This window comes from Streptomyces sp. (genome assembly GCF_031181555.1).
In the GTDB taxonomy this organism is placed as follows: Bacteria; Actinomycetota; Actinomycetes; order Streptomycetales; family Streptomycetaceae; genus Streptomyces; species Streptomyces fimbriatus.
Genome location: NZ_JAPSKQ010000267.1, coordinates 1 through 5,367 on the forward strand (window position 1 = coordinate 1; position 5,367 = coordinate 5,367).

Annotated in this window: 2 protein-coding genes; one reads left to right on the plus strand and one right to left on the minus strand. The window is 73.7% G+C overall.

The window, feature by feature from the left end; translation table 11 throughout:
* Positions 1–436: 436 nt before the first annotated feature.
* The gene (locus RIM90_RS30290; RefSeq protein WP_309063940.1) at positions 437–1,177 is read right to left on the minus strand and encodes an NUDIX domain-containing protein; all 741 of its coding nucleotides are present in this window, start codon (positions 1,175–1,177) and stop codon (positions 437–439) included.
* A 321-nt stretch (positions 1,178–1,498) separates the two neighbouring features.
* On the opposite strand from RIM90_RS30290, the gene RIM90_RS30295 reads away from it, so the two are divergent.
* Positions 1,499–5,038 (plus strand): UvrD-helicase domain-containing protein, encoded by a 3,540-nt coding sequence (locus RIM90_RS30295; RefSeq protein ID WP_309063941.1) that lies wholly within the window; start codon positions 1,499–1,501, stop codon positions 5,036–5,038.
* Positions 5,039–5,367: the final 329 nt, after the last annotated feature.

Below are 5,367 nucleotides of genomic sequence, written 5' to 3' on the forward strand. Positions count from 1 at the left end.
GGAGGGCCTTCTCGCTCCCCGCACCGCCCAGGCCGCCGACGCCTCGTGGAACGAGCCCAGGTCGGCGAACGGCTGGGAGGTCCTCACCGCGCGCTCGTCGGGCACCGTCACCTACGGCATACCGGGAACGGGCCTCCGGGTCGTCCTGCGGGAAGGATTCCGGCGGCGCAAGGCGATGGGTGACGGTACGAAGCCAGGGAGTCCGCTGAAGGTCATGGGACCAGGCGGTCGCCGGTCCGTGTGGCAGGCGTTGTCAACTCGGCTGACGTGCCGAGCGCCCGGGGCGATCGCCCCGACGCCGGCCCGGCCCCACGCACCTTGTGCCCAGCCAAGTCGACGACGCCGTAGCGACCTCGCGCGCTCCCGGGCCCGTGGCCTGCGGTGCGTGGCCGACCTCGACGAACGGGGGGCGCGACTTCCTCGCCGGCGCCTGATCTCAGCGGCACCCGAGGAAGCGGCGGACGATCGGCTCCAGGTAGTCCGCGTGCGGACCGGCCAGACCGGCCAGTTCGTCAGCCGAGCGCACCAGGGCGATGTCGTCGAGTTCGGGTTCGCGGCCCTGGGCGCGCTCGGCTGCCGCAGCAGCGGTGAAGTCCGCGCGCAGCGTCGCCTCGGGAAGGGCCGGGGCGAGGTGGGTCAGGCCGATGCTGCCGTTCTCGCCGCGGGTGACGACCCACAGCTTCAGGTTCTCGGCGGCCACGCAGGCCCCCAACTCCTCGGCGAGCTCCCGCGCGGCCTGGCCGGCCAGTGCCGACTCGTCCAGCACCGCCCCGTCCCGGGGAGGCTCCACGGACCCCCCTGGCAACTGCCAGCGGCCCGGGGCGTCCGTGGAGGACGACATCCTCACCGCCAGCACACGGCCGTCGTCGGTCGGCTGGACGACGTTCACGAACAACGAGGGCAGTGCGGTGGCGCCGGGAACGCGGCGCAAGGCGTAGTGCCGGTAGGTCACACGCACCCAGGACAGGCGCAGGACGCGCGGGCCGATCCGTTCCAGTCCCCCACACGCCGCCACAGGTCCGTCGAAGAGGGCGGGGTTGGCCCGGACGGCCATGTCCCACACCCGGTCCCGGGCCTCAGCGTCCTGGGGCGGCAGCGGCGGCTCCGCGGCTTCGGTCAGCAGGAGCCGTTCGACGTCGAAGAGGTCAATGCCCACAGGGGGCAGTGTCTCGGTCACCGGCCCATCGTAGAACCCGCTCCGGGCCCGGCCGCCGCTTCGCATCGACGGCCGAGGGGGCCATTCCCGCAGGTGCGGGAGCAGTCTTGCTGACCTGCGGGTTTGTCTCCGGGATGTCACTACCACCCGTACGAGATCGGCCCCGCGCACGTACCGGGTCCGCGTCCGGCGGGTGGAGGTCGGGGAGTCGGTGCCGGAACCGGCCCCCCGATGTGGGCTCCGGACCGTTCGTCACCGTCCGATTTCTGATAGGCATATCGCCGGGGACGGGCGTATGCCCGTAGCGGCGTTCTGTGGGACGCCGCAAGGGAGGGAAAGCACATGAGCACCACCACACGCGACGACGTCATCGCCCTCGAGCAGAAGGCGGTGGACCACGCGTACGCCTGTTACGAGGCGCGGCTGGCCGAGATGAACGGGACAGCGGCCGCCACGGCATCGGCCAGCGGCAAGGACGGCATCGCCAACCGGAAGGACGCGGAGCAGAGGGCGGCCGCCTACGGCAACCTCGGAGGTGAGTCGCTGGTCTTCGCCCGCGTCGACGCGCCGGAGGAGCCCGGCGGCGAACCCCGGCCCTGGTACGTCGGCCGACGTTCCGTTTCCGACGTCCGGACCCGCGACACCGTCGTCGTCCTCTGGACCAGCGATATGGCCGTCAAGTGGCTCGAGGCGCAGCCGGAGGCGCCGGGCGACGTCGTCCTGCGGCGGCGGCTGCGCTGCGCGGAGCGTGTCGTCGAGGACTACTCCGACGAGATCGCCGTGCCCGGAGCGCTCTCCGGCACCGTTTCCGAGGCCGCCCCCGATGCAGGTCTCGTTCCCGCGCCGAGGCCGGCCGCCGACGACGCCACGACGGCCGGGCGGCCGGGCACCGCCAAGCGCGGGGGGCACCCGCCGGTCCGCACTCCTGCCGACATCGCCCGTATCCAGCGCCGCAAGCCCCTGCAGCCGGACGACTTCCTCCTGCGCGAGCTGCAGCGCTCGCGCAGCGGCCGGATGCGGGACATCGTGGAGACGATCCGCCGTGACCAGATGGCCCTGGTCACGGGTTCGCCGACCGACATCCTCGTCGTACAGGGCGGGCCGGGCACCGGCAAGTCCGCGGTCGGCCTGCACCGCGTGACCTGGCTGGTCAACAACGACCACTTCACGGCCTCGGACATCCTCGTCATCGGCCCCCACCAGCGGTTCCTCGACTACGTCGGCCAGGTGCTGCCCACCCTCGGCACCCGCGACGTCAACGCCGTCCAGCTGACCCGCCTGTGGGAGGGCGAGATCCTCGGCACCGACACCCCGCGGGCGCGGCTGGTGAAGTCCGACGAACGCATGGCGGCCGTCCTGCGCCGGCGGGTCGAGCGAGAGTGCCGCCCCGAGGCCCTCGACGCCCTCCTCACCGCTTCCTCCTTCGAGGGCGACGAGCCGGCGTTCACCGTCACCGCCGGCAGCACCACCCTGCGCGTGCCGCGCTCCGAGGTGCTCGCCCTCCTCACCGAGGCGCGCGGCGGTGACGGTGCCCACCGCGAGCGCCGCGACCGCTTCCGCAGCCTGCTCGTCGACCGCCTCCTGGCCGAACTCGTCGCCGTCGCCCCGCGCCGCGGAGCGGACGGCACGATCCGCCGCAGCCTGGAACGCAACCGCAAGGTGGAACGCCTCCTCGACCGCGTCTGGCCCTCGCCCGGCGCCCTGGAGGCCCTGCGCAGTCTCTACGACTCGCCCGACCTGCTGCGCGCCTGCGCCGAGGGCGTCCTCGACGACGAGGAGCAGACCGCCCTGCACCGCCCCCGTGCCGCCACCGCCGACGCCGACCGGTGGACCCTCGACGACCTCGTCCTGCTGGAGGAACTCCGCCATCTCATCACCGGCGAGATTCCGCGCCGCTACGGCCACATCGTCGTCGACGAGGCCCAGGACCTGACCCCCATGCAGGCCCGCACCCTGCGTCGGCGCGTCGCGCGGGGCGGTTCCATGACCGTCCTCGGCGACCTCGCCCAGGCCACCGGTCCGCGTGTGCACACGGACTGGGAGGAACTGGGCGCTCTGCTGTCCGACCACGGTGACTGGCGCGTGGCCGAACTGACCACCAGCTACCGCGTGCCCGCCGAGATCATGGAGTTCGTCGCGCCGCTGGCCCGCACGGTCGCTCCCTCGCTGCCGTACCCGCAGGCGGTGCGCGAGGCCGGCGAAGGCGCTGTACGGACCATCGCGACCGAGCCGTGGCGGCTCCTGGACGACACCGTCGCCCAGGCCGTCCGCCTCCTCGGCAGCAGCGACGGGCGCACCCTGCGTTCGGTGGCCGTCATCGTCCCCGACGACTCCGGCTGGCTCGACGAGATCGCCCGCCACCTCGACGAGGCTCCCGGCCTCACGCAGCAGGAACGCGAGGCGGTGTCCGTGCTGGCCGCCGCCCAGGCCAAGGGCATGGAGTACGACCACGTCCTCGTGGTGGAACCCGCCACCATCGCCGCTCGCGGCCCGGCCGGCCTGCGCCAGCTCTACATCGCGCTGACCCGCAGCACCCAGACCCTGACCGTCCTGCACACCGCACCGCTTCCGGAGGCCCTCACGAACACCGGCACCGCGGGCTCCGCGGAACAGCGGCCCACCGGCACCGACGGGATCGCCGGCAGTGCCGCCGGACCGGCCACGGCGGCGGGGAACGCCCCCGAGATCGGCACCGACATCAAGGTCCGCGTGGTCGGCCACGCCACCGGCGGCAACTACAAGGTCGAGGCGGTCTCGCCCGCCACGGACCGCCCGTTGCTTCTGGCCGTGCGCCACGGCTCCACACCTCCCGAGACCGGGGCGGAGGTGGACGCCTGGGTCCTGCGCCACGCCTCCAACGTCACCTTCGTCACCGTCGACGAGCGCGGACGCAGGCCCATCTCGCCCACCATGGCCGAGCGGTACGTGGACGCGCTCACCGTCGTCGGGGAGCTGGCCGACGGCAGCGTCCCGGACGACGCCCGGGCCCGGCTGTCGGAACTCAAGGGCATGGCCAACCGCTGCCTGCGCCTGGACCAGCACGACTGGCTGGACGTCTGGCGCGTCCTCGGCTCCCCGGACCGGGACCGCCTGGGCCTTTTGCGGGACCTCGCCGCGAACACCAACCGCGCACTCGCCTCGGACGCCCCCGACCTGGACCGGTTCCGGACGGAGCTGCAGCGCAGCGGCTGGGCCGAGGCCCTGGCCGAGGCGCGCCGGACGCTGGAACAGCGCCTCGTGGCCGGAACCGCCGGCCGCCCGGTGGAGGAAACCCGGGACACCGGGCCCGCCGCCGCACGGCCCCCCGAGCCCGCACCGTCCGGGCGGACCGAACCGTCCGCACCGCCACAGCAGCCCGAACGGCCCGAGCGGCCCGAGCCGGAGGAGAACCGCCCCATGCCCAGCACCACCACCGGCACCGTCGCACCGACGTCCGAACCGACGGCCGGGCCGAGCACGGACCTGCTCCGGTTCCTGGAGACCTCGGCCGCGGCCGACCGCACCTGCAAGACCCATGAGGCGGTGCGCTTCGAGCTGATGGCGGCCCTGCTGCGAGCCGACCGGCAGCCGCAGGCCGACTCACCGGTCGTCGACGTCAGCTGCACCACCGAGCACGGCCGCTTCCTCTACGAGGTCCTGGGCGCCGGTCTGTCCACGTACGCCGACCTCCGCTCGGGAGCGGCCCGCCTCCACGAGATCAACCACAGCCTGCCGACGGCCGCCGACCGCCTCTACCTGGTGCTGTCCCAGCAGCCCGCCGAGGACTGGTCGGCCGCCACCGTCCACGACGTCTTCGGCGTCCACGTCCTGTGGCGCACCCCGCGGGGATGGGGCGGATCGGACGCCGAAACCGCTCTCGGCCTCGATCCCGGCCGGGCCTGACACCACCGACCGGCGCGCCCCGCCCCGAGCCGTGTTCCGCAGGAGGCGCCGGGCAGTCGAGCGGACCATGGACAGCGCGGAGGCCCGCTGTCTCGAGTCGGTGCGCCTGCCCGCGCGGCGCAGGCCGGTCCTGCGGTAGCGCTCGACCATTTCGGCGCCCCCCAGTCGCCGGTGATGTCTTTGGTCCCCCCTGCGGTGAAGCCCTGGGCGCCGAGGCCGGTGGGGACGCCGACGCGCAGGCCGGGGGCGGCGTCGGCGACGTCGACCTCGTACTCGCGGCCCTGGTTCTGCTCGTCGTTCCTGCTCACTCGCTTGGTGACGACAACCAG